This is a genomic window from Aquimarina sp. AU58, from assembly GCF_900312745.1.
Classification (GTDB): domain Bacteria; phylum Bacteroidota; class Bacteroidia; order Flavobacteriales; family Flavobacteriaceae; genus Aquimarina; species Aquimarina spinulae.
Genome location: NZ_OMPD01000014.1, coordinates 1,485,426 through 1,511,183 on the forward strand (window position 1 = coordinate 1,485,426; position 25,758 = coordinate 1,511,183).

23 protein-coding genes are annotated in these 25,758 nt (G+C 32.2%); 12 read left to right on the forward strand and 11 right to left on the reverse strand.

Annotated elements, in window-relative coordinates:
- Positions 1 to 249 precede the first annotated feature (249 nt).
- Positions 250 to 2,619: a TonB-dependent receptor domain-containing protein gene (locus DK441_RS17790; protein WP_109851882.1), complete on the reverse strand. Its 2,370-nt coding sequence runs from the start codon at positions 2,617 to 2,619 to the stop codon at positions 250 to 252.
- Between the two features lie 439 nt (positions 2,620 to 3,058).
- Between DK441_RS17790 and DK441_RS17795 the strand changes: the two genes are divergently transcribed.
- Positions 3,059 to 3,421, forward strand: a complete 363-nt coding sequence (locus DK441_RS17795) for a CoA-binding protein (RefSeq protein WP_109851883.1) — start codon at positions 3,059 to 3,061, stop codon at positions 3,419 to 3,421.
- Here DK441_RS17795 and DK441_RS17800 read toward each other — a convergent pair.
- Together DK441_RS17800 and DK441_RS17805 are read right to left on the reverse strand one after the other, a co-directional pair.
- A complete protein-coding gene (locus tag DK441_RS17800; RefSeq protein WP_109851884.1) occupies positions 3,398 to 4,837 on the reverse strand; it encodes a sodium:solute symporter in 1,440 nt (479 codons plus the stop codon). The genes DK441_RS17795 and DK441_RS17800 overlap by 24 nt on opposite strands.
- 67 nt (positions 4,838 to 4,904) lie before the next feature.
- The gene (locus tag DK441_RS17805) at positions 4,905 to 5,591 is read right to left on the reverse strand and encodes an ABC transporter ATP-binding protein (RefSeq protein ID WP_074408176.1); all 687 of its coding nucleotides are present in this window, start codon (positions 5,589 to 5,591) and stop codon (positions 4,905 to 4,907) included.
- A gap of 251 nt (positions 5,592 to 5,842) precedes the next feature.
- On the opposite strand from DK441_RS17805, the gene DK441_RS17810 reads away from it, so the two are divergent.
- The gene (locus DK441_RS17810; RefSeq protein WP_109851885.1) at positions 5,843 to 6,439 is read left to right on the forward strand and encodes a PAS domain-containing protein; all 597 of its coding nucleotides are present in this window, start codon (positions 5,843 to 5,845) and stop codon (positions 6,437 to 6,439) included.
- A gap of 124 nt (positions 6,440 to 6,563) precedes the next feature.
- Here DK441_RS17810 and DK441_RS17815 read toward each other — a convergent pair whose 3' ends face one another.
- Both DK441_RS17815 and DK441_RS17820 read right to left on the reverse strand, forming a co-directional pair.
- Positions 6,564 to 7,136: a hypothetical protein gene (locus tag DK441_RS17815; RefSeq protein ID WP_109851886.1), complete on the reverse strand. Its 573-nt coding sequence runs from the start codon at positions 7,134 to 7,136 to the stop codon at positions 6,564 to 6,566.
- A gap of 44 nt (positions 7,137 to 7,180) precedes the next feature.
- Entirely contained in the window at positions 7,181 to 9,052 is a 1,872-nt protein-coding gene (locus DK441_RS17820; protein WP_109851887.1) for an ABC-F family ATP-binding cassette domain-containing protein, read from the reverse strand.
- Between the two features lie 513 nt (positions 9,053 to 9,565).
- On the opposite strand from DK441_RS17820, the gene DK441_RS17825 reads away from it, so the two are divergent.
- A complete protein-coding gene (locus DK441_RS17825) occupies positions 9,566 to 10,999 on the forward strand; it encodes a C-type lectin domain-containing protein (protein WP_109851888.1) in 1,434 nt (477 codons plus the stop codon).
- 10 nt (positions 11,000 to 11,009) lie between these two features.
- Here the strand turns inward: DK441_RS17825 and lnt are convergent, their stop codons facing one another.
- Positions 11,010 to 12,602 (reverse strand): apolipoprotein N-acyltransferase, encoded by a 1,593-nt coding sequence (lnt, locus tag DK441_RS17830; protein ID WP_109851889.1) that lies wholly within the window; start codon positions 12,600 to 12,602, stop codon positions 11,010 to 11,012.
- Between the two features lie 721 nt (positions 12,603 to 13,323).
- On the opposite strand from lnt, the gene DK441_RS17835 reads away from it, so the two are divergent.
- The 4 genes from DK441_RS17835 to DK441_RS17845 all read left to right on the forward strand — a co-directional run bounded on the left by DK441_RS17835 (position 13,324) and on the right by DK441_RS17845 (position 15,876).
- Complete coding sequence (locus DK441_RS17835) at positions 13,324 to 13,512, forward strand: hypothetical protein (protein WP_074408171.1); 189 nt, start codon at positions 13,324 to 13,326, stop codon at positions 13,510 to 13,512.
- A gap of 442 nt (positions 13,513 to 13,954) precedes the next feature.
- The gene (locus DK441_RS26695) at positions 13,955 to 14,119 is read left to right on the forward strand and encodes a hypothetical protein (protein WP_160112155.1); all 165 of its coding nucleotides are present in this window, start codon (positions 13,955 to 13,957) and stop codon (positions 14,117 to 14,119) included.
- A gap of 489 nt (positions 14,120 to 14,608) precedes the next feature.
- Positions 14,609 to 14,803, forward strand: coding sequence for a hypothetical protein (locus DK441_RS17840; protein ID WP_160112156.1), 195 nt, complete (start codon positions 14,609 to 14,611; stop codon positions 14,801 to 14,803).
- A gap of 302 nt (positions 14,804 to 15,105) precedes the next feature.
- Complete coding sequence (locus DK441_RS17845; protein WP_109851891.1) at positions 15,106 to 15,876, forward strand: phosphatidylcholine/phosphatidylserine synthase; 771 nt, start codon at positions 15,106 to 15,108, stop codon at positions 15,874 to 15,876.
- Positions 15,877 to 15,922: 46 nt separating this feature from the next.
- Here DK441_RS17845 and lptB read toward each other — a convergent pair whose 3' ends face one another.
- The 4 genes from lptB to DK441_RS17865 all read right to left on the reverse strand — a co-directional run bounded on the left by lptB (position 15,923) and on the right by DK441_RS17865 (position 18,898).
- On the reverse strand, positions 15,923 to 16,663 hold the full coding sequence (gene lptB, locus DK441_RS17850; protein WP_074408168.1) for an LPS export ABC transporter ATP-binding protein: 741 nt from the start codon (positions 16,661 to 16,663) through the stop codon (positions 15,923 to 15,925).
- An 80-nt stretch (positions 16,664 to 16,743) separates the two neighbouring features.
- Positions 16,744 to 17,094 (reverse strand): carboxymuconolactone decarboxylase family protein, encoded by a 351-nt coding sequence (locus DK441_RS17855; RefSeq protein WP_025665997.1) that lies wholly within the window; start codon positions 17,092 to 17,094, stop codon positions 16,744 to 16,746.
- Positions 17,091 to 17,894 (reverse strand): twin-arginine translocase subunit TatC, encoded by an 804-nt coding sequence (tatC, locus tag DK441_RS17860; RefSeq protein ID WP_235015787.1) that lies wholly within the window; start codon positions 17,892 to 17,894, stop codon positions 17,091 to 17,093. Before tatC ends, DK441_RS17855 begins: the two co-directional genes overlap by 4 nt.
- Before the next feature lie 35 nt (positions 17,895 to 17,929).
- The gene (locus tag DK441_RS17865) at positions 17,930 to 18,898 is read right to left on the reverse strand and encodes an SIS domain-containing protein (RefSeq protein WP_109851893.1); all 969 of its coding nucleotides are present in this window, start codon (positions 18,896 to 18,898) and stop codon (positions 17,930 to 17,932) included.
- A 235-nt stretch (positions 18,899 to 19,133) separates the two neighbouring features.
- Between DK441_RS17865 and DK441_RS17870 the strand changes: the two genes are divergently transcribed.
- Together DK441_RS17870 and DK441_RS17875 are read left to right on the forward strand one after the other, a co-directional pair.
- Positions 19,134 to 21,338: an ATP-dependent DNA helicase RecQ gene (locus tag DK441_RS17870; protein WP_109851894.1), complete on the forward strand. Its 2,205-nt coding sequence runs from the start codon at positions 19,134 to 19,136 to the stop codon at positions 21,336 to 21,338.
- A 663-nt stretch (positions 21,339 to 22,001) separates the two neighbouring features.
- The gene (locus DK441_RS17875) at positions 22,002 to 22,181 is read left to right on the forward strand and encodes a class I lanthipeptide (protein WP_074408164.1); all 180 of its coding nucleotides are present in this window, start codon (positions 22,002 to 22,004) and stop codon (positions 22,179 to 22,181) included.
- A gap of 213 nt (positions 22,182 to 22,394) precedes the next feature.
- On the opposite strand, the gene DK441_RS17880 is transcribed toward DK441_RS17875, so the two are convergent.
- Positions 22,395 to 22,757: a LytTR family DNA-binding domain-containing protein gene (locus DK441_RS17880; RefSeq protein ID WP_160112157.1), complete on the reverse strand. Its 363-nt coding sequence runs from the start codon at positions 22,755 to 22,757 to the stop codon at positions 22,395 to 22,397.
- A gap of 418 nt (positions 22,758 to 23,175) precedes the next feature.
- Between DK441_RS17880 and DK441_RS17885 the strand changes: the two genes are divergently transcribed.
- The 3 genes from DK441_RS17885 (at position 23,176) to DK441_RS17895 (ending at position 25,758) form a co-directional block, all read left to right on the forward strand.
- On the forward strand, positions 23,176 to 24,108 hold the full coding sequence (locus tag DK441_RS17885; RefSeq protein ID WP_109851896.1) for a peptidylprolyl isomerase: 933 nt from the start codon (positions 23,176 to 23,178) through the stop codon (positions 24,106 to 24,108).
- Positions 24,109 to 24,433: 325 nt separating this feature from the next.
- Entirely contained in the window at positions 24,434 to 25,231 is a 798-nt protein-coding gene (locus tag DK441_RS17890) for a hypothetical protein (RefSeq protein WP_109851897.1), read from the forward strand.
- 11 nt (positions 25,232 to 25,242) lie between these two features.
- Positions 25,243 to 25,758, forward strand: a complete 516-nt coding sequence (locus DK441_RS17895; RefSeq protein WP_109851898.1) for a YfiT family bacillithiol transferase — start codon at positions 25,243 to 25,245, stop codon at positions 25,756 to 25,758.

Sequence of the window (25,758 nt, forward strand, 5' to 3'; positions counted from 1 at the left end):
AACGCGAAGCAATTAAGCTTCGCGTTTTTTTATCTAATAACTCGGTTATTAATTTTTTAAAGGCTAATTCAAATAAATCATAACCATGACTATACTATAATAAACGTTGTAAATTGTAAAGTGTTACAGAATTTGTTATTTTTTTGCATTTATTTAACTTTAATAAGGTTTTTAAGAAAGCTGTATTAAATTTAACAAATATCTGAGTTATTAGTTATAATATTAACATTTTTTTTGAGAAAAACCTGATTATAGTATTCCTCCGCCAGATTTTTCATTATTATCTCTTCGTTTTCTTGAAACTTTTCTATTTTTTCCGCTTCCGAATCGATAAGATAGTCCTAGGAAAACAGTTTGTGTTTCACCTTGAAACTGTCCATTTTGTGGATATGGGTTGTTTGCAGAAAACCTGAAACGCATTGTGTTAAAAATATCGTTAAAGTTAATACTGGCTGTACCTTTACCTTTTAAGAAATTATATCGGGCTCCTGTATTTACAAAATAAAATGGTTTGGTTTTAAATAATATACCTTCCTGTTCTCCTCTGTAAAACCCAAATACCTGAAAAGTCAAGTTTTTTGTCGCTTTAAAACTATTGTTAAGTCTAAAATTATATACTACAGCATCTACTTCTCTATTTATATTATCGACTACTCCTTTTTGTGTCTGTGAATAGAGGTCAAAACTAGCATTAAAACTCCACCATTTTGTAGCTCTATAGTTACTAGATACTTCGACACCGTAAGAAGAATTATTATCAAAATTTTTGAATGTTAATATCTGACCTTCCTCAACATCTGGGTTTTCTATAAGAGCCTGACTTATTTCATCATTAATTATTCGGTAAAATACTCCTCCGGTTATCGATCCTTTTCCTAATTTTCGTGTGTAGTTCGCTTCTATAGAGTTCGTAAACTGTGGATTCAACTCAGGGTTTCCTATAGAAACTATTCTTGGTGTACTCCATTCACGTATAGGATTTACCTGATTTAACCCAGGTCGATCAATTCGTCGGCTATAACTTAATTGGTAACTGTTTTTCTCTCCCGGAGTATAGCTGATAAAACCAGAAGGGTATACGGTAAAAATATCATCTTCAAATATTTTTTCTCCATCAAAAACAGCTTCGACTTCATAGCTTTCGAGACGTGCTCCTAACTGATATGACCATTTTTCAAAATTTTGACCATATGTACCATAAAAAGAATGTATGTTTCGGTCATAATTATATTTTGAATTCGCGAAAAGTGTAGAACGATAGTCATTATCCGTTCTTCTTAAGCGAGTTTCATATCCTAATTCTAATTTGGTCTTTTCTGATAATGGGTTTACATAATCGAGGTTTATTGTAGTATTTTTTCGCTCATTATTAATAAGGTCATTATAATTTGTGAACGATCCGTCTCCTCCAACAAAGTTAAAACGATCATCGCTATCACTTTCAAAAACATTATAATCAACTTCTAGTTCTATATTGTGTCCTTCTTTTTTAAAATCATGTTTGTAATCGAAGTTATATGTAGAACCTTGGTTATCACTATCACTTAATAGTTTTTGTGATAAATCATTCTGGTCGTTATTAAAAAAGGTGATATCTGTAGTTCCGTCTGTAAGTCCGTCAAACAAATTTTGATTGGTATATACCGAGACAGTATTATGGTCATCAATAAAATAATCTAAGCCTATTTTAAATAGGTGAGACTTGTTATTATCTAAGAATTTAAAATCTGTTTGGTAATTTTGATCTTGTCTAAACACACCTCCTGCATTTTGTCGTTTGGTGATGTTATTACCATAATTACCATAAAAGTTAACTTTTCCGGTTCTGTAATTTAGATCTATAGAGCTATTAAAACGAGCATTTTTTTCAAAGTTAAGCCCTAAATTAATATTACCATTAAAGCCTATATTACTATTCTTATGTAGTACGATATTAATGATACCACTCATTCCTTCGGGATTATACTTGGCAGAAGGATTAGTAATCAATTCTATTTTCTTAATAGAGGTAGAGGGGATTTGTTTTAATAATTGTGTAGCATCAATATTAGTAGGTTTACCATCTATCAGGATACGTACATTTTGATTTCCGCGTAATGCGATGTTACCGTCCTGGTCTACATTAACCGATGGAATATTATTCATGATTTCTGAAGCAGTACCCCCGGTTGTGGTAAGGTCTTTTCCTACATTGATAACTTTACGGTCAATTTTTTGTTCTATTGTTGTTCGTTCGGCAACTATAGTCACATCGTCTAGAGATTCGGCTTCTTCTTCTAATGATATGGTACCAACATTGATATTCTTATTTTTTTTAGAAATCTCAATAGGTTGAGAATACGTTTTGTATCCTATAAATTGTACTTTTAACGTATAATTTCCTTTTGGTATATCAGAAATTGAGAAGTCTCCACTATCGGTACTAATACCTCCACTTATAATTTTATCTGCTCCATCATGAATTGCTACGGTAGCATAGGGTATGGGTTGCTGTAGATTTTTGTCTATTACTTTTCCTTGTATAGTACCTACTACAGCTTCATTACTTGGTTGTGCTGTTAGGAATAGACACCAAAATGAGAAAAATAATAAAATTACTTTTTGATTGATTGTTTTCATCTGAACGTTTATTTGATTGATAATTGTTATGCATTGTACTTTGTATTGCCTAATACAAATACGTGATTATTTACAAAATTGACACTGTGATTAATCGTGTTATATGTGTAAGACGACGGTAAGTCTATTCTGTTACACCTTATTTTGACTTTAACAAAATATTAAATAATTAAAAACCGCCTCTAATATTAGAGGCGGTTTTCTATAATAACCAAATAGTAACACTAACCATCAACTATGAATAAAATTTGATTATTATAAAGTAACTAACTAACTAAATTTATGAAAATTCATATCTTTTATATGTAAGACGAAGTGCTTTGATTTGTGTTACATTCATCTTTTATTTTTAACAGTTTTCAGGTTATTTTTAACGTTTTAGCCTTTATTTGGTGTCCTAATAGACCTATTTTTCCTGCTTTAAATTCAAATACAGTTTATGGATAAAAAAACATTAGTACTAGGAGCATCTTTAAAAGCAGATAGATATTCAAACTTTGCTATTCATAAACTGGTAACTTATGGTCATGAGGTTGCTGCTGTTGGATTAAAAAAGGGAGAAGTTGCTGGTGTAAAAATTGAAACTGATATAAATGATGTAGATAATATAGATACAATTACTCTATATTTAAACCCTCTTAGACAACAGCCTTATTATGATGACATCATACAGCTAAATCCCAGAAGAGTAATTTTTAATCCCGGAACAGAAAACCCAGATTTTTATCAAAAACTTAAAGAGGTAAATATTGAAGTAGAGATAGCTTGCACACTAGTATTACTTTCTACGAATCAGTATTAATCCTAAAAAGGTTAAAAACCCATTAAGAATTAAGATAAAGAAACCAAATTTAAAACCAAACCATAGATCACTATTCTCGCTAATGATATAAGATAAAATTGGGGATAAGATTGCAATAATTGGCACTAAGTTATCTTTTACTTTTAGTTTTGTAAATAGCCCAAATGCATATAAGCCTAATAAAGGGCCATATGTATACCCTGCAAATACAAATAGTTTTGCAATTACACTTTCGTCCTTTATTATGTACTTAAAAGCGATAATAACCAATACTAGTATGAAAGAAAATAGAATATGGATTTTTTTTCGGGTCTTGACCTGATCTTCTGGGCTGTATTTTTTTTCTATGTCGAGTATATCGATACTAAATGATGTGGTTAATGAGGTCAGCGCACTATCGGCACTACTATAAGCTGCAGCAATAAGACCAAGTACAAAAAAGATTGCAATACCAAAACCTAATCCGCTTTGTGTAGCAATTACAGGAAAAAGCTGATCCTTATGAGCATCAATCCCATTTTGCGATGCATATTGAGTAAGTAGTAACCCAAGACCTAAAAATATAAAGTTTACAATAGTTAATACAATAGTAAACCAAAACATATTTTTTTGTGCATCTTTTAGGCTTCGGCAGGTAAGGTTTTTTTGCATCATGTCTTGATCCAGCCCAGTCATTACAATTGCAATAAATGCACCTGATAAAAATTGTTTCCAAAAATAATTCGCACTTTTAAAATCATCAAAAAAGAACATTCTCGAAAGATCACTTTCTAATACATAACCCAATAAGTTTGACCCTCGAATCCCTAAATCATCTGATACATAATATATGGCTACACCTACTGCAATTAGCATGAACAGTGTTTGTAGTGTATCGGTCCATACAATAGTTTTAATTCCTGATTTAAAAGTGTATAGCCAGATTAATAATATGGTTATGATAACGGTAACCCAAAAAGGAACTCCCAAGGCATCAAAAAGAATAGACTGTAAAACATTTGCCACCAAAAACAATCTAAAACTCGCTCCAACTACTCGTGATAGTAAAAAAAATGAAGCTCCGGTTTTATATGAGTAATTACCAAAACGTTGATCCAGATAGGTGTAAATTGAAGTTAAATTAAGTTTATAATAAAGAGGGAGTAGTACAGTACCAATAACAGTATATCCCAAAATATACCCTAATACTACTTGCATGTAGCTAAACTGTGAAGCTTCAATCCACCCCGGAACCGAGATAAAGGTAACACCGCTTAATGAAGCGCCAATCATCCCAAAAGCTACAATATACCAAGGGGATTGTCGATTCGCTTTAAAAAAAGCATCATTTCCTGAGTTTTTTCCTGTGAAATAAGAGATGAGAAGAAGAATCCCAAAATAAGCCGCAATAAGGAGTAGGATATGTAATGGTTGCATGAATTTCGGTTAAAAATGAATTCCCAAAATACAAATTAACCAGTAATGGTAAACCATAAAATCAAAACTATTTGTTTCTTACATCGCTTTCGACCATCCCATCACGAAGTCGGATAACACGATGTGCGTGTGCAGCAACTTCTTCTTCGTGAGTTACAAGAATAACGGTGTTTCCTGCAGCATGAATTTCATCAAAAAGCTGCATAATTTCTAATGAGGTTTTAGAATCCAGATTTCCTGTAGGCTCATCAGCCAATATTATCGAAGGTTTATTTACCAAAGCACGACCAACAGCTACACGTTGTCGCTGCCCTCCCGAAAGTTGATTAGGTTTGTGATCCATACGATCAGATAAACCAACATCGGTAAGTACTTCTTCTGCTCTAACGGTTCTGTCTTTTTTAGAAGCACCGGCATAGACCATAGGTAAGGCAACGTTATCTAATGCAGTAGTTCTGGGCAATAAATTAAAAGTCTGAAAAACAAAACCAATTTCGCGATTTCGAATATCAGCTAATTCATTATCGGTCATTTTACTAACATCATTTCCGTTTAGGTTATACGTCCCACCGGTTGGTGTGTCAAGACATCCCAGTAGGTTCATTAGAGTAGATTTACCAGAACCAGAAGGACCCATTATTGCCAGGTATTCTCCACGAGCAATATCAAGATCAATACCTTTAAGTACATATACTGTTTCCTGACCTAATTGAAAATTTCTGATAATTCCTCTAATTTCAATAACATTTCCCATATAGTAATCTTTACAGATGGTTAAGATACAATTTTAGACTATATGACGCAGCAGATAAAAAGTTGTTACACTCTAATTGCAAAATGTTCTTTTGTTGATTCTGTGTGCTACTCTGGGAAAGGCAGATGGGTTAAAAGTAAGTTAAAAAATAAATCCCTTAAAGCCTCCTAATAATACTATGATTTTTGTCATTTTTTGCATTTCATGTTACGATTAGTTTTGCTCTGGAATGTTAACTAACAAAAACAAATATGAAAGCACTAAAACGCCCCGAACCTATTAATGTAGAGATTGTCTTAGATCCTAAAGAAACAATTATGAGTAAGACTGATCCTAAAGGAATAATAGAATATGCGAATGATTATTTCATGGAAATTTGCGGATATGAAGAGCAAGAATTAATAGGTCAACCTCATAATGTGATTCGTCATCCAGATATGCCCAAAATTATTTTTAAGTGGTTATGGGAACACTTGTTGGCAAAGAAAAATATACACGCTTTGGTTAAGAATCTGGCAAAAGACGGTAGATATTACTGGGTGATTACAGATTTTGATGTAAAACTGGATGATGAAGGGCAAATTACTTCTTTTTTTGCACGAAGAAAAGCTCCGCCTAGAGAAGCAATTGAAAAAATAGATAAACTGTATAAAAAACTACTAGCAATAGAACAGGCTAGCGGAGTCGAAACAACAGAAAAATATCTCGTTGGATTTCTTGAAGAGAAAGGGATGACCTATCATGAGTTTATTGAAGAGGTTTGCCTGTCTGAAGAGACCAAGCCTTATGATCCAAAAGAATTACAATATCATAAACGAAGAACAGTATTTTCAAGAATGTTTAGATAATATATGATGATGTTTATGATACAATAATTACTTTTTTAAAATTTTATATGAGTGGGTAAGCTCATGTGATTTAGTTTATGTTTAGAAGTAAAAGCCTAAGGATTAATTTAATCTTTAGGCTTTTTTATGCTCTGATGGTGAAGTGTTCTTTTGCTTGTTCGTTTCTAATACATACAAAACCTAAATAAAAAGTATCAATAGTTACGGTGATTTTTGGGTGTTCTTGTATTGTTTTCCATAAAATGGTATTGTCTTCAGATTCATATATAGAATTGAGGATGATAATACTGTCATTATGAACCATAGACAACAGTAATTCTATATTCGAGAAAGATTGTGATTGATTCATGTCGAGATAAATCATATCATAATCATTTTTCGATTGGATATTATGATCAATCTCAACCAAATTATCTATTGATAAAATCTCTGATATAACCTTCGAATCTGTTAAAACAAGACCAGTTTTAATATCAAAATAAGGAAGTATACGATTAAGAAGTTTAGCAGTACGATATCTAACAGGATTTTTTTTGTCTGCTTTTTTATATATTGATTTTATGGTTATATATGCTTTTCGTTTTTCGGTATTATAAAAACATCGGGTCACTAAATTGTATACAAAAGGAGAATGTACTCCATGTTGATTGGTAGATTTAGAAAGAAATCTGAGATATGCTTTTATTTTGAAATACATTTTTTGGTCTAAATCAAAAATCTAACACTATTTGTTTAATCATATCATTCTTCCATTTTTTCGGAAAGCTCAAACCATCGCGTTTCATTTTCTTCAATTTCCTGAATGATTTTCTGAAGTTTTTTAGACTCGGTATTTATTCTTTCTTCGTTCAGATTACCTTCGGCAAAAAGGTTTTCGATTTCTTTCTTTTGCAGCTCTAATTTTTTAAGCTCTCGTTCAAGTTTATTGAATTCTTTTTGTTCATTATAAGAAAGAGCAGCTTTATTATCCTTTTTCCAGGTGTTTTTGACTTTTGTATCCGCAGTAGTATCAGATGTTTTTACCTCAACTTCTTTACTGTCTTCATAAATACGATAATCGGTATAATTACCGGGAAAATCCTGAATAGCACCATTGCCTCTAAACACGAATAAATGATCTACGATCTTATCCATAAAATAACGATCATGGGATACTACAATCAAACATCCTGGAAAATCTAATAAGAAATTTTCGAGGACATTAAGTGTTACAATATCTAAATCATTGGTTGGCTCATCAAGAATCAAAAAATTAGGATTTTGAATTAAAACGGTACATAGGTATAATCTTTTACGTTCACCTCCGCTTAATTTTTCTACAAAATCATATTGTTTTTTTCGGTCAAACAAAAAACGTTCGAGCAGTTGTTGTGCAGAAATTTGCCGTCCTTTTTTTAAAGGAATGTAATCTCCGAATTCTCGAATTACCTCGATAACTTTTTGACCTTCTTTAATGGTAATACCGCTTTGTGTATAATATCCAAATTTTATAGTGTCGCCAATCACAATTTTCCCATGATCAGGAGTGATCGAACCTGTAATCATGTTTAGAAAAGTAGATTTACCTGTTCCATTTTTACCAATGATACCAATACGTTCTCCTTTTTTGAAAACATATTCAAATTGGTCTAACAAGATAAGTTTATCAAAACGTTTAGAGACTTTATGAAGCTCGAGAATCTTACTCCCCATACGTTCCATATTAATCTCGAGCTGAACTTCATGATCATTACGACGTTTATGAGCGCGTTCTTTGATTTCATAGAAATCATCAATTCTAGATTTGGATTTGGTCGTACGTGCTTTCGGTTGACGGCGCATCCAGTCTAATTCTTTTTTGTAAAGTTGCTTGGCTTTATCTGTTGTAATTTGCTCATTTACAATTCTAGCCTCTTTATTTGCCAAATAATAGGCATAATTACCTTTGTAACTATAAAGTTGGCCATTTTCTAATTCTATAATCTCATTACATACATTTTCTAAAAAATAACGATCATGAGTTACCATGAATAGCGTAAAATTCTCTTTGGCAAAATATTCTTCTAACCATTCTATCATTTCTAAATCCAAATGGTTAGTAGGCTCATCAAGATATAGTAGATTAGGTTTGCTTAATAATATATTGGCAAGGGCTAATCGTTTCTTTTGTCCACCAGATAATTCACTTACCTTTTTATTAAGGTCCTCTAGTTTAAGTTTAAAAAGTATTTGTTTATACTGTGTTTCAAAGTCCCAGGCATTAATTGCATCCATTTTTTCAAATGCTAGCTGATAGCTTTCTACATCGTTGGGGTTTAACAACGCTTTTTCATAAGTGTTAATTACTTGAAGAATATCATTGTCTGAGGCAAAAATAGTTTGTTCGATGGTAAGAGAAGGATCCAAATTAGGTTCCTGAGGCAAAAAAGCTACTTTAAGATTTTTGCGATATACAACTTGGCCTTCATCGGGTTCTTCATCACCGGCAACAATATCAAGGAGAGAAGTTTTTCCAGTTCCGTTTTTGGCGACAAAACCAATTTTTTGTCCTTCGTTGATTCCGAAAGAAATGTTTTTAAAAAGGATACGCTCTCCGAATCCTTTAGCGATATTTTCTACTGATACGTAATTCACAATTTTTTATAAAGTTGCAAAGGTACAAGGTTTATAAGTTACAAAGAAGCAAAGTTTTGAAGTTTCTGTATTGTGAAACGATAAATAGAAGATTTATTACAGTATTAATGTTTTATAGCGGTTAATATTAACTGCATTGTTATTTATTAAAATAAGAGAATTATGTGTCATTGTAATTCAAAATAAATTCATTAGGTCTATAGGAGTAATTTTTTTGTGAGATACAGCTACTTAGGATTGATTGCAGTGACTTAAATATGAATCACAAGGATTTTTAATATCTTTCAGAGATTATTTACACACTACAATCATTTTTTACCAGGATAATATATGAGCAAGATATATGTTGAATTATACTTAATTTTTAAATATCAGGCATAAGGGTTTGGGAGAGAAAGTGTTATGTCGATTTTTAGATATTACACTTGTTATGCAGGTTTTTATGTGTTTAATATTAAAGTTATTATTATTATTTTAAGCAATTAATATATTACTTTTTTTACCTACTAATAAATGAGAAAGACACTACTTTATTTATTTACCTTGTTTTTTGGTCTATTATCCTTTGCTCAAGGAACTTATAGAGACGAATTTGGGTCTGTATCTTATGCAAACAACGATGGAACGCTAAATTGGGCAGGAAACTGGAATGAAATCGAACCTTTTGATTTTAATAATGACCCAGCTGGTGGTTTTATAAGTGTTAATAGTAATCGGCTTAGATTTAGCTGGATATGGACTGAAACTATAAGCAGAACGGCAAATTTATCCGGAGCAACAAGTGCTACACTTTCTTTTAATTGGGAAACATCTAGCCTCGAGGCAGGAGAGGAACTTGCCATTAGAGCATCTAGTGATGGAATTAATTTTACTACTCTAACAACATTTGTAGGTACTCAATCTGGTTTTTATAGTGTTGATATTTCGGCATATATTTCTGCTACTACAACAATTCGTTTTGATAATGTTGGAACCAACTGGAGTGATTCTGGTGATAGCGTTTTTATCGATAATGTGCAGATTTTAACTGCGGTGACTGTTAATCAACCTCCTACTATTGTAGTTAGTGGTGATCAGCATTTTTGTCCTAACCCTACCAATTCTAAACCAGTAGTGCAAACAGTTACCATTACCGATCCCGATGACACAACTGCCGATGAGATTTCTATACAAATATCATCAGGATATGTTAATGGGCAAGATTTGTTAACATTAACCGGTAGTCACCCTAGTATAACGAGTTCTTGGAATGCAACAGAAGGGAGGTTATTTCTTACTGGCCCAGCAACATTTGCCGAGTTTGGAGCAGCAATTTTGGCTGTAGTATATTCTACAACTGCATCTAGTCCTCCCGAATTAAAAGAATTTTCTATAGTGATAGGGAATGCGCTTTTCCTGCCAGAGACGGGGCATTTTTATGAATTCGTATCAGATGCAGGGATTCGGTGGGATGATGCAAGAGATGATGCCGCTACGAGAACATATTTTGGACTACAAGGATATTTAGCTACATTAACTAGTGCTGCTGAAGCTGCTTTTGCAGGATCGCAGATAACAGGCAATGGGTGGATAGGAGCAAATGATGAAGCAGCAGAAGGACAATGGACATGGGTTACCGGGCCAGAAGCAGGAACTCTTTTTTGGACAGGAAATCAAACTGGATCTGTTGTTCCTGGTGAATTTGCATTTTGGAATACGGGAGAGCCTAACAATTGTTGTGGAGGGGAAGACTATGCACATATTACAGCTCCAGGTATCGGGATTCCTAATTCATGGAACGACTTACCTATTGCTGGAGGAGGAGGAGCATATGCATCACAGGGTTATATTGTAGAATATGGCGGTATGCCAGGTGATATACCTCTACAAATATCTGGAGTAACTAGATTAAGAATAAGTTGCTCTGTGATTACTAATAGACAGCGAACGTATAGAGTAAATAACTAAGTTCTGTTTGTTAGGAAGGTAAAGATATATTTCTTTTTCGTCTGGTTACAGAAAAAAGAAATATAAAAATCGATAAAAATATAGAAACTCTAGCCAGGTAATTTCCTGCTTTTACGTAGAATGTGATTTTATCATTTGTAACAAGGGTTCCTTTTAATGCTCCTTGTTTTTCATAATCTAATTTTACTACAATATTTCCTGTTTGGTTAATAATAGCAGAAATTCCGGTATTGGCACTTCGTGCAATGCTTCTTCTTGTTTCAATAGCTCTTAGTCTGGCATAAGATAAGTGTTGTCTATGTCCTTGAGTATTACCCCACCAGGCATCATTAGTAATAATTGCCAGAAAACTCGCTTTATTTCTAATATACCCAGTGGCAAATTCTCCATATATACTCTCATAACAGATTAAAGTTCCTACTCCAATACTATCTTTAGAGAAGAACACTTCTCTATCTTCTTGCGTAGTTTTCTTGGCGACCGTTCCGCCAAGATCAATCATGGCATCACCCAAAATAGGTTTTAAAATACTTTGGTATGGGAAATTTTCTACACCAACAACTAGTTTGCTTTTGTGATATAACTCATCAGTTCCGTCGGGACGAACAAAAAATGCAGAATTATAGTCATCATAATAAATGCCTTCTTTATAAGTGTTCGTTTGTTTACGAATTTTATCAGGATCATTAAATACATCTATTAATGATATTCCTGATAATACATTTGCATTGGGATATTGGTTAAGTATTCGTTGTGCAGTTTTTTTAGCAATAGAGATAGAGAAATTAGTAAGTCTGTTATTGTCTGCAAAAACAGTTTCTGGAGCAATAATAAAATCTGTTTTTGAAGTAGCAACGGTATTGGTTAATGAGTCTAATAATTTACCTATTCGGGTATCTGTGGTGTTATACTTTTCTGTATAGGGATTTATGTTTGGCTGTAGAATAACCACTTCGATATTGCTACCTTTTTCTTTATACGTTTTTAGAATAATAAATGATATTACAATAGGGATTAGAATAATCAATCCATTACGAATCGCAGATCTGTACAGAATAGCTTTATCCTTATGTTCTTTAAAAAGCAGTATGCTTTTAAAAATACTAATGTTAATGATCCAGATCCAAAGCGTACCACCAAAAGTTCCTGTGTATTCGTACCATTGTACCCAGGAGGTAAAGCTTGCGAATCCATTACCCAGGTTAAGCCAGGGCCAGGAAAACTCCCATTGTAAGTGCGTATATTCAAAAGTCATCCAAAAGCAAACCAGAAATATACTACTAATCGTAAATGTGGTTCTTTTGGCAACAATGTGATAAATCAAAAATACCAAAGTCATCACAAGGCTATTTACAATTTCTGCAAACCACATACCAAACGCAGTAGAATTATAGATCCACCAGGTGGTAATTATATTCCAAATAAAAAAGGTGAGAAAAGCAAAGGCAAAAACCTGGCTTTTACTGTATTTATTTTTGCGAATGTTATATTCTGCAATCAAGAGAGGAACAAACCCAAAAAATAGAAATAAAGGAAAACCATAGGTCGGCCAGCTAATGGCGAGTAAAAGACCTGAAATAATACACAATATGATGTTTCTCATAAAAAAAGCTTCCTTATTAATAACGAAATTAAACTTATTTAGTTACAATTAATATAATTGAATGTTTCTTTTTTGTAACGTTTAGTAATGGGTAGTCTTTTAAGTGCTCAAACTAGCAATTTGATATAATTCTTTGCAATGTGATATTTACGAAATTGATTACTTAAAACTATATTTTATTTTGAAGGGTATAGAGTTACTTTTTTTAATTTCTTTTCTAGTTTTTTTATGTTTTGATAGCTTAGTCTTTGTGAAATTTATAGCGGTCAAAATTTATAAATTCATACCTCGTTTTTAGTGGTGTATGGCTAATATTCTTGTATTTCTACTAGCCTTTATACTATATTTGATTCGGTTATTAATACTTGTTTTATGCATTGGAATCACTGTCAGGAAAAAGAAAAGTAAAGGCTTCAATTAGAGCAATAATATATCTGTTGTGTGAAGAAATACTTTCAATTGTATTCCATGAATATTAGTAAATGGGCAATCACATCTAAAAAGAGGATGACCTATCAGATTTGATTTTCTTTATCTAAGATCTTGATGAAAAAAACACATCAGTCGATGACTCCTAAAAAAAGAAATGTAAGCAGTATCATAAACAAACAAAGCTCTAAAATGAGCTTTGAATATAAAAACATTCTCTCGCGAGGAATAGACACACATGGTGAGTGTCTTAAAATGTTCATCACAACTGTAAATATTGAATATTTAAATTATGAAAAAATCAATTTTAAACATAGGAAGAGCTTTAAGTAAAGAAGCGCAAAGAACAATTAATGGAGGAGGCCCGAATGATATAGAAAGTATATATGGCCCTCATGAATGTTCAATGTGTACTGATGGACACCGTTGTTATTATGATGTAGATGGTAATGGATATTGCACAGCTGAGACGGATGATTAACTGATCCCTAGATCTTAAAATATTTTTATTTGATGTTGAAAAATCACCGTTTTTGAAGGTGGTAATGTCTAAAAAGCTCAGTCATTTTTTAAGAACTTAATAAAATTTCTCTAAGTACATGATAAAAAAGTTATAGATTGATATTAATTATTGATTTCCAACAAAATATATTGTTTTTGTTACCCTAGTTCTTCGATCTAGCTCAGGATAAACTAAAGGCTAGGATTCATCTTGATATAGTGTTATTAATAGTGGATTTACTCTTTTTTATTACGGGCTTGGAAGAAAATAATTGGTGTACTATTATTTCATTCTATATATGAAAATATAAAGTGTTTTTTAAAGCTTTTGTATTATAAAAATATTCTTTTGGTAAAGAATAGATACAAATTGTAAGTGTCTTAAAACAGTTGTCGTAAAAAATAATATTAAAACTTATATCATGAAAAAATCAATTTTAAACTTAGGGAAAACTTTAAGTAAAGCAGAACAAAAATCAATTAATGGAGGTATTGCCTCGTATTTATGTACTCTAGGAGATCCTTGTTATATTTTTATAGGAGCAATATGTACAGATGTATGTATGCATGATCCTGAAGGGAGGTAGCATGTAAAATTAATTCTACATATATGTCTGCAAGTAAACAATCATTGTTTTAGAGTTCATATTACTGTAGGGTATTGATAACCTGGCTGAGTTGCTTTTTACTAAAAAGGAACTCAGCTTTTTTAAAAACGTACTAAAGTTTTTCTAAGTGCCTGATAAAAAGTTATACGTAAATATAAATTACTTTTTTTCAATAAGATATATTATATTAGTTGTGTTTTATTACCCCAACCCCTCAGCCTAACTTTGGATAAACTGAGGACTAGAATCCATTTTGATATATAGTATTATTAATAGTGGGTTTACTCTTTTTTATTACGGATTTGGAAGAAAACAATTGATTGTTTCATTCAAAATATGAAAGTATAAAATGCTTTTTATGGCTTTTATGTTATTTGTATTAGCAATAATATTCTTTTATAAAGGATAGACACAAACGATGAGTGTCTTAAAATGGTTGTCGTAAAAAATAATCTTAAAACCTGTATCATGAAAAATCACATTTTAAACTTGGGTAAAGTTTTAACCAAAACGCAACAAAAACAAATTAATGGAGGAGGAGGGCACCCAGAATGCTATTCTCATCAGGATTGCCCTGGATCAATGGGCTGTTGTAACGAGGGAAATGGCGAACTGGGTCTTTGTATGGTATTTGAGCAATATATAAAATATTGTAATATATAAATGATTAATAGTTAATAGAGAAGACTAATTATCTTTTTTCTTGTCAAAAAAGTTAAACGCATAAGCACTGATGTTTTTTATAAAGATATCGGTGCTTTTTTGTGATAAATAATCATGAACTCATTTAGTTTTTTTCGATGTACTAAATTCCAAATATATTTAATCAGGGGTTAGGATACTATGACAGAATTTGATGTTATAATCAACGATTTGTGATTGCTAGAATGATTCTTTTTTGGTTAGAAACTATTATCAGATAAAGTATCCATTTAGTTTACTATTTTTACACAAAATCAGACTTCATGTTTATTAAAAGACAAATTCCAAACTTCATTACACTTCTCAACCTTTTTTGCGGATGTATTGCTGTTATTTTTGCTGTTTTGGGGCAATTAGAATTTACTGCATTGTTTGTAATGCTAGGTATAGGGTTTGACTTTTTTGATGGTTTTGCAGCCAGAATATTAGATGTTAAGAGTGAATTGGGGTTGCAACTTGATTCTTTGGCAGATATGGTTACCAGTGGGGTTGCACCTGGTATTGTGATGTATCAATTGTTATCTCAAGTTTTTGGGAAACCATTTTATGTAACCCCTGGTTCTTGGAATTCTGAACAGATTTTAGCGAGTTTTGATATGTCTTATGTATCCTTGCTGGGTTTGTTAATAACCTTGGCTTCCGCATATCGATTAGCTAAATTTAATATAGATACTCGTCAAACTACTTCATTTATTGGTTTGCCCACACCAGCAAATACATTATTAATTGTTAGTTTGCCATTAATACTCAAGTTTCAGCAAGAACCCTGGATTTTAGAAATTATCCTTAATAAATGGTTTTTGATAGGGTTAACTATACTAAGTTGTTATTTACTTAATGCCGAGATTCCTCTATTTGCTTTAAAGTTTAAGAATTGGAGGTTTGCAGAAAATAAGGTTCGTTATATTTTTATAATACTTACCATTATTTTAATTTTATTCTTAAAATTTATAGCAATACCTTGTGTAATATTACTTTATATTTTGATGTCTTTATTTTTCAAAGAAAAAAGCGGATCGGAGAATAGTTTTTGATCAATTTTTTAGGATAAGACTTAAAAATCAAGTACTCGTATTATTATTAAAAATTCAATTTCTTTTTTCTAAGCTCGAAATTTTGCCCCAGATAAACTTTACGTACCATTTCATCTTCGGCCAATTCTTCGGGAATACCAGCTTTTAGAATACTTCCTTCAAACATCAAATAGGTTCTATCTGTTATAGCAAGAGTTTCCTGTACGTTATGATCCGTAATCAGAATACCGATGTTTTTATCTTTTAATTGGGCAACAATACGTTGTATATCTTCTACAGCTACTGGATCTACCCCGGCAAAGGGTTCATCCAAAAGGATAAAATTGGGATCTGTAGCCAGTGCTCTTGCTATTTCTGTACGACGGCGCTCACCACCACTTAGGAGATCACCACGGTTTTTACGGATATGCCCTAAGCCAAACTCTTCGATAAGTGCTTCCATTTTATGCAATTGCTCTTTTTTAGAAAGCTTGGTGAGCTGAAGTACACTTAAGATATTATCTTCGATACTTAATTTTCTAAAGACAGAAGCTTCCTGAGCCAAATAACCAATACCATTTTGGGCACGTTTATACATTGGATATTTGGTAATATCGGTATTGTCTAACGTAATTTTTCCTCCATTAGGCTTTACCAAACCAACAATCATATAAAAGGAGGTTGTTTTACCGGCACCATTTGGTCCCAGAAGCCCAACAATTTCTCCCTGATTCACTTCCAGAGAGATTCCTTTTACTACTTTTCTACCTTTATATGATTTTACAAGATTATCTGCTTTTAACTTCATATCAGAATGACTTCTTTATATCGGGGGTGTTGCTAAAATGAGCTGGTAAATTTACATTATTCTTTTTAACTACTATATACTTAAGAAGCTTTTGCTTCAAGTGCGTCCCAAAACTCATAAGCGCGACGTAAATGAGGGATAACGATAGTACCTCCTACCAGGGTAGCAATACTAAGAGATTCGACTACTTCTTCTTTGGTTAACCCTTCTTTATGACAGGTTTCAAGATGATAGCGTACACAATCGTCACAGCGCAATACTACAGAAGCTACTAACCCTAATAATTCTTTTGTTTTTACATTTAGAGCACCTTCCATATAGGCATTGGTATCCAGGTTAAAGATTCTCTTAATTATTTTATTATTGTCCTCCAGAATACGAGAATTCATTTTCTCTCTGTAGCTGTTGAATTCGTCAACTATATCACTCATTTAGATTGTTTTTGTAATTTTTTCTTTTCTTTTTTTATAACAGCTTTAGATATAAAAATACTTACCTCGTATAATATTAAAACCGGAATAGCAACAATAACCTGACTAGCAATATCAGGTGGTGTAATTACGGCAGAAAGTATTAATACAATTACTAAAGCAAATTTTCTGTATTTCCTTAAGAACTCAGGAGTAACTAACCCTACTTTGGTAAGGAAAAACATAATAACAGGAAGTTCGAATATTAGACCACAAGCTATTACTGAAGCTCTTACCAGTGCTATATAGCTATCAATATCAAATTCGTTAAGCACCTCTTTACTCACTTGATATCCTCCTAAGAAATTAATGGATAATGGGGTGATCACGTAGTATCCAAAAAGTACTCCCAGAAAAAATAAACAAGAACAGATAATAATAAATCCTTTAGAATTCTTTTTCTCTTTATCATATAATGCTGGAGAAATAAATCTCCAGAATTCATATAGTACATATGGAAATGCTGCAATGAAACCTGCTGTTATAGAGGTCCAGATGTGAACAGAGAATTGACCGGCTACTTTTCTGCTTTGTACACTGAAAGGTAATTCTTTAAAGCATAAACTTTCATCTAAACCTAGAAGTTTAGATAAATTACAGAGACCATTATAGGTAGGGAAATCTGGTTTTTTTGGACCAAAAATCAAGACGTCAAAGATAAATTCTTTTGATATAAAAGCTATGATTCCGGCAATGAGTACTGCAACAGTAGCTCTAATTAAATGCCAGCGTAGCTCTTCTAGATGATCTAGAAAAGACATAGACTGAGGGTTTTTTTGAGTAGTGTTGTCAGCCATTATAAAATACCTTCTCTCATTAAATCATGAATGTGTAGCAGTCCCACATATTTACCATCTTTTTCTGCTAATAATTGAGTTATTGAGTTCTCCTCTAATTTTTCAAGAGCATCAACTGCCATAGCATCATTATCAATACGTTTGGGATTAGGAGACATAATATCTTTAGCGATCAAACCTTCGAAAGAAGAAGCCCCTTTTGTTAGCATTCTACGCAAATCTCCATCTGTTATAATACCAAGGATAGTCCCGTTTTCTGTAACCGCTGTGGCTCCTAGTCTTTTTTCTGTCATTTCAACAATTACACTATTTATATTAGATTCTGGAGATACTTCGGGTTTTTCATTTTGAGATGTAATATCACTTACTCGAAGATATAATTTTTTCCCCAATGCGCCCCCTGGATGATATTTGGCAAAATCCCTGCTAGAAAATCCTTGTAGGTGTAATAAGCATACTGCAAGTGCATCTCCTATAACTAGTTGCGCAGTGGTACTTGTTGTAGGGGCTAAATTATTTGGGCATGCTTCTTTTTCTACATAGGCATGCAATACGTAATCAGCTTCCTGACCTAAAAAAGACTCTTTATTAGCTGTAATACCAATTAAAGGGTTTTTGAAATTTTTAATCAAAGGAACCAGAACTTTTATTTCTGGAGTATTACCACTTTTAGAAATACAAATAACGATATCATCTTCGAGAATATTTCCTAAATCACCATGAATGGCATCGGCAGCATGCATAAAAACTGCAGGAGTACCTGTAGAATTCATTGTAGCAACAATTTTGGTGGCAATAATAGCGCTTTTACCTATACCAGTGATAATAACTCTACCTTTTGAGTTATGTATCGTTTCTACAGCATCAGAAAATTCTTTATCAATGAGCTCTTCTAAGTGGGCAATTGCACGAGCTTCCTCGGCAACAGTTTTTTTAGCATATGAAATTATAGTGTCCTGGGTGTTCAAAATTTAAAAAATTTTCGTGTTATAAATAAAGATTTTACTATCTTTAATTTACGCAAAGGTATACAATACCTTATTAATTTTAAATAGTGATAAAAAAAAGCGTATTAATTTATGCTTTGTTTATCTTTGGCATACTAAAATTAAAAACGAAACATCCACTAAGTCTGTATTTGGGGAAATAGATTTAGTGTTAGTGAATCTTTATTTAATTGGTATATAAAAGTTAAATGATTTAATGAGTTTGAATGAAACTGACTTGCAAAGTGCTTTAAAAAAACATTTTGGCTTTAGTCAATTTAGAGGACTACAGGAAAAGGTAATACAGAGTGTTTTGGAAAAACAAAATACATTTGTAATCATGCCTACAGGCGGGGGTAAATCCCTATGTTATCAACTGCCCGCTTTAATGTGTAAAGGGACCGCTATTGTGGTTTCACCCCTGATCGCATTAATGAAAAATCAAGTGGATGCTATTCGAAGTATTTCATCAGTAGAGGGTATTGCCCATGTACTTAATTCATCTCTTAATAAATCCGAAGTAAAAAGGGTAAAAGAAGATATAATTAATGGGGTTACCAAGCTATTGTATGTTGCACCAGAATCACTTACTAAAGAAGAATATGTAGATTTTTTAAAATCTCAGAAAATTTCTTTTTTAGCAGTAGACGAAGCGCATTGTATTAGTGAATGGGGGCATGATTTTAGACCCGAATACAGAAATCTACGTAATATTATAAAAAGAATTGGAGAAGATATTCCTATTATAGGACTTACCGCAACTGCAACTCCAAAAGTACAGGAAGATATTCTTAAAAATTTAGGGATGAGTGATGCTAAAACATTTAAAGCATCATTTAATCGCCCTAATCTGTTTTATGAAATACGCCCTAAAACAAAAAATGTAGATGCAGATATAACCCGTTTTGTGAAACAAAATAGTGGTAAAAGTGGGATTATATATTGTCTTAGTAGAAAAAGAGTAGAAGAGCTGGCGCAGACTTTAGAAGTTAATGGCGTAAAAGCTGTTCCTTATCATGCAGGATTAGACGCTAAGACCAGAGCTAAACATCAGGATATGTTTTTGATGGAAGATGTAGAAGTGGTAGTTGCTACCATTGCTTTCGGAATGGGAATCGATAAACCCGATGTGCGCTTTGTGATCCATCATGATATGCCTAAAAGTATAGAGAGTTATTACCAGGAAACTGGACGTGCCGGTAGAGATGGAGGAGAAGGACATTGCTTGGCATACTATGCATATAAAGATATAGAAAAGTTAGAAAAATTTATGAGTGGTAAACCTGTTGCCGAACAGGAGATAGGCCACGCTTTGTTACAAGAAATAGTAGCATTTGCAGAAACCTCTATATCCAGACGTAAATTTATATTACATTATTTTGGTGAAGAGTTTGATGATGTAAATGGTGATGGTGCTGATATGGATGACAATGTACGTAACCCAAAGAAAAAGCACGAAGCCAAAGATGAAGTAAAGTTACTGCTTGAAGTCGTTAGTAAAACTGGAGAGATATATAAATCTAAAGATCTGGTTAATACACTTATTGGTAAAAGCAATGCCTTGATCATTTCGCATAGAACACATCAACAAGATTTCTTTGGAAGTGGTAAAGCAAGAGATGACAAATATTGGATGGCTCTTGCACGCCAGGTGTTGGTGAAAGGATATTTGCGTAAAGATATCGAAACTTATGGAGTGATTAGGATTACTGCAGAAGGAAAAAAATTTATCGATAACCCGATAAGTTTTATGATGACCGAGGATCATATATATAATCAAACTACCGATGATTCTATAATAACTGCAGCAAAGTCTGGAGCTAAAGGAGGTAGTGATGAGAAGTTAGTCGGAATGCTGCGAAATTTAAGAAAAACAGTATCCAAAAAGCTAGGAGTTCCTCCATTTGTAGTATTTCAGGATCCTTCTATAGATGATATGGCACTTAAATACCCTGTTACTGTAGAAGAATTAGCAAATGTTCATGGTGTAGGTGAAGGTAAAGCTAAAAAATATGGCCCTGCGTTTGTAGCGCTTATTGCAGAATATGTAGAAGAAAATGATATTATGCGACCCGATGACTTTGTAGTAAAGAGTACAGGAGCGAATAGTGGCCTAAAATTATATATCATACAAAATGTAGATAGAAAACTACCTTTGGATGATATAGCTGCTGCAAAAGGGATGGATATGACTGCTTTTATAAAAGAAATGGAAGCTATTGTCTATAGTGGTACTAAACTTAATATTGGGTATTGGATAGATGAAATTCTTGATGAAGACCAGCAAGAAGAGATTCATGAATATTTTATTGAAGCCGAAAATGACAAAATAGATACAGCAATAGAAGAATTTGATGGAGATTATGATGATGAAGAATTACGTCTATATCGTATTAAATTTATTAGTGATGTAGCGAATTAGAATATGATATACAATATAGAAAAAGGCTTTGGAGGAACTCCAAAGCCTTTTTTACTGCCTTACTCCAAAATCAGTTTATTTATAAAAACTCTCGAAGACTGACTGAAAAACACTTATTTCAAAATTTAAATGAATCGTTAAAACTAATTTTGTTAGCGTTTATCAATTAATCTACTACACTCACCAATATGTTAATTTGATTTTTATTTACTAACCATATATTTATATAAGATTTTATTTTTTATACGATATAAGTGTAATCAGTTTGTGAGAAATAAATTAAATCATCTATTGTGTCTGAAAAATTAAAGCATTGAGGTATTAACTCTTTTTAAACGATATGCTAAATTTTGAATAGTATAAATAAATTAGAGAAACAGTTAAAAAATACAAAATCAAAAAAAAAAATAAAATCTCACTATATTGATTTCTTGTTGGAATTATTGAGACACCTGTAGTGCTTATCAATAAAAGATGAAAACGGAATTAAAAAGCTGTCGGATAGTAGATAAAATCTCAGGTATGCAAAGCTATAATCTCAGTTTAGCTCATGGTATGTCTGGTATCTTAAAATAGATCCATACCATTTTTGATAAGTAGAAAGCAAGTAAAAGTATTTATGAAGAATACTTATTTATTTAATAACAATTAAAATTTTTAATCATGAAAAAAAAGAAGTTATCTAATTTAAATTTAAACAAAAAAACGATTTCTAAATTGAATAGTTCAAAAATAATTGGTGGTAGAGATTCTCGTCCTACTGTTCCTACTTTAGAACTTTCTTATTGTATAGGTATTCCCGGAGTTCCTGCAGGTTGTATGTCTGTTGACCCTTGCGCATAATAGAACCTCTATCCTGTTACTTTATTTTGTAATAGTGAAAGTGATTAAGTAAGAAAGGATTAATTACTTGATAAGAGACTGTCTGAAAATATTTAGGCAGTCTTTTTATTTTCAGTTATTTGATTAAGATTCTGGCTTAAGTTTTCGATATCGAGTGTTTTAGAAAATAACTTAAAGCGCTCTATATATGCGAAAAAATTATTCTACATCAATTTATGAAAGCCTTTTTATTAATTCTATTAACTTTGGTTTATTACGTATAGAAACAACTATTCTTTCTTTATTACTCAGAGTGATAGCCTCTTTTTTGTATATAGAGTGAATTTGGTTAATATTAATCAATGTTGATCTATTTGCTCTAAAGAATCCTTTTTTGGATAATAAGCCTTCATAGTATTTTAAAGATTTCGAAACTAAATAAGTTGATTTGTTGGATGCTGTAAAAAGACTATAGTTGCCATCTGCCTCACATTTAATAATGTCATTTATATCCACTGCAATGTACTCATTCCCAATATGAACTAGTATTTTGGAGGTGCTGGAACTTTCTTTTAAAAAAATATGGTTTTGCGTCAAAAGAAAAGGTTTTTTTATTGATTTGTTACTTTGAATTGTTCTTAGACTTAGAGCGTGTTATTAACTTGATATTCCGTTTTTGGTTTTGTTTAATAGATATAGGGGGATACAGATATGGTTACTAAATGTGTTTACTATATAATGTAGTAATAATGTAAAATGTTACCTTGTTTTTATACTATATTCTGATTAAATGTGTCGTTGTGTTCAAAAATATTGACGTTATTCAGGATGATCCGAGATTATGATTATAAATATTCATTTAAATTTAAGCTAAGAATATTGTTAGAACCGTACTAATTCATTAATTTTTCTAAAACTTAATGCCATTTGCTTTTTAAGAACACAAAATGTTATAATAAACCACCTACAATTTCCTATCTTTGCAACTTGTTTAAACTTAAATAAAAAGACTGTCATGCAAGACGGATTATACGCAAAACTTAATACTTCAAAAGGAAGTATATTAGTAAATCTAGAATATAAAAAAACACCAGGAACAGTAGGTAATTTTGTTGGCCTGGCAGAAGGTAATATAGATAATCAGGCTATTCCTCAAGGAAAACCATATTATAATGGTTTAAAATTTCATAGAGTGATTGCAGATTTTATGATTCAGGGAGGAGATCCTCAAGGAACTGGAGCAGGTGGACCAGGATATCAATTTGATGATGAGATTCACTCAGATTTAAAGCATGATGGCCCAGGAGTATTATCTATGGCTAATGCTGGCCCAGGAACAAACGGAAGCCAGTTTTTTATTACTCATGTAGAAACATCTTGGTTAGATGGAAAGCATACTGTTTTTGGTAAAGTAGTAGAAGGATTAGAAGTTGTAAATACAATAGAGCAAGGTGATGAAATCGAATCTGTAGAGATACAGAGGGTAGGAGCAGAAGCCGAAAGTTTTAATGCTGTTGAAACTTTTAGAAGTTTTAATGGAGCTAAAGCAGAAAGAGAAGCTGCGGCCAGAAAAAAAGCTGAAGATTTATTAGAAGAAATTGCTGCAGGGTTTGAAAAAACCGATAGCGGTTTACGGTATAAGATTATTCAAAAAGGAGATGGAGTAAAAGCAGAAAAAGGAAAGACTGTTTCTGTGCATTACAAAGGAAGTCTAACTGATGGCACAGTATTTGATTCTTCATATAAACGTAATCAGCCTATTGACTTTCCGTTAGGAATGGGACAGGTAATTTCTGGATGGGATGAAGGGATTGCACTGTTACAAGTAGGAGATAAAGCAAGATTTGTGATTCCGCCATACCTTGGATATGGAGACCGAGGTGCCGGAGGAGTTATTCCACCTAATGCAACACTTATTTTTGATGTTGAGTTGGTAGAAGTAAAATAACTTTAGTTCATTACATACAAAATTTAAAAAAGTCCCTAACACAGGGACTTTTTTATTACTTGTTTTTATCTGGTACATAAAAATAAATCCTTCATATTTATGATTTGATAATAATAAGAGAATAATGAAGGTATAAATTATTACATCCTTAGTGTTTTTTTATATTAAAAGCTTTATTTTTAATGAATTGTATTTTTTTTAACATGATTTTTTATTATTTTTAACATTGCGATTTTTTTAAAATCATTTTGTTAAAAAAATGTATTAGGAGGTTTAAATCCTCTTTTATTTATATTTTAACCCAAATTGCATACCCCCCCTAGATATGAAACAAGGACTTATTACTTTTTTGATTCTGTGTAACATTCATCTTGCTCTCGGCCAGGAAAAGGCAGGTATTCTAGTAAACATCAATGATCAAATAGAGATGATAGATGGTTATATAGAATTTGAAACTTTTTTCTTAGACCCAGAAGAGTTTCTTGATAAGATGGCTGATCATGGCGCAGAACTAAATGGATATTATGAGCATGAACGCCTCAAAAAGATTGTGAGAAAAGTTGGTACCAGAACAGCAGATGTTGTAACTGTATTTTATTTTTGGAATGACCAACTTATTCATGTAAACTACAAACAACGACCTTATTTAGAAACAAAAAACGAGAATGGTCAACGAATTATGGACTATTCTAGTGCTTTTACTAAGTATGAGTCGAAGCATTATTTTAAGAATGATGAAGAGCTAGAAAAAAAAGAAATCGGCCAACCTTTGGATGATATGGAACCCGAAGAAGAGTTTATCAAATATGCGTATAAGATGAAAGCACTATTGGATAACAAATTCTATAACAGAGATACATATGAAGCGTTACAGGGAAAATGGCTTTTTATTCAGAATACAGATGATTATTTGATTTTTGAAGGAACAATACGATTTAATTTTTACAATGGTAAATTCGCAAATCGTTTGAAAACAAGAATAGAAGATAAAGAAATATTGGTTTGTTTTTTCCCAATGGATGATCGTATTTATAGATATAAAATCAATGATTTAAACGATAATATGCTTACACTAACAGATCTTTTTTCTAAAGAAGAATTTGTTTATGCTAAAGTAGAATGATTTTTTAAACTATGGATTTAAGATATCCTATAGGAAAATTTGAATGTCCAAAAATTATAACTTCGGATCACGTCGAAAGATGGATATATGATGTAGAAGAGTTACCGACGAAATTATCAAATCTGGTTTCCACATTTAGTGAACAACAATTAGAAACACAATATCGTCCCGATGGGTGGACCGCCAGGCAGGTAATACATCATATTCATGATAGTCATCATAATGGGTATATTCGATTTAAGTGGGCATTAACAGAAAATAAACCCATAATAAAGGCCTATGATCAACAATCATGGGCCGAATTATTTGATACCAAGTCTGCACCAGTTCATTTGTCATTAGATTTGATAAAAGCTTTACATGCTAAATGGGTATACTTCTTAAAAGGTTTATCTGCTCATGATCTCGAAAAAGAGTTTATACATCCAGAAGGAGATATCTTAATTTCATTGGGCGAAGATATTGGTATCTATGCATGGCATGGTAATCATCATTTTGCACATTTGCAAATTATTGCTCAACTCTAA